This window comes from Photorhabdus africana (assembly GCF_035181445.1).
GTDB lineage: Bacteria > Pseudomonadota > Gammaproteobacteria > Enterobacterales > Enterobacteriaceae > Photorhabdus > Photorhabdus laumondii.
Window position 1 is genome coordinate 1 of record NZ_JAXBVE010000206.1, and the last position, 379, is coordinate 379.

The 379-nt window shown below is 51.7% G+C and carries 1 protein-coding gene; it reads left to right on the forward strand.

Annotated features, from left to right (window positions below):
• A partial coding sequence (locus SLS51_RS23420; protein WP_323840865.1) for a hypothetical protein occupies positions 1–379 on the forward strand: 379 nt, incomplete at both ends.

Below are 379 nucleotides of genomic sequence, written 5' to 3' on the forward strand. Positions count from 1 at the left end.
GTCTGGCAAAGGCAATATTCTGACCAAAGTGGGTGACGGTACCACAGTCGGCCTGCTTATTTCCAAAGTGGGTAACGTGATGACCCATGTCGGTGATGGTTTGACCGTGGGTTTTGCCAAAGGTAAAGCCAATTTTATCACCAAAATTGGCGATGGCGCCGGAGTGAATGCGGCGTGGGGGGAAGCGAATATCCTGACTCAGCTTGGTAATGGCGACCGTTACGCCTTCGCGAAAGGTCAAGCCAACCTTATTACCAAAGTGGGGAAAGGACAGGAAGTCACGGTGGTTCAGGGGGATGCCAATATTATCACCCATGTGGGTAACGGTGATGATTACACCGGCGCCTGGGGCAAAGCCAACGTTATCACTAAAGTCGGT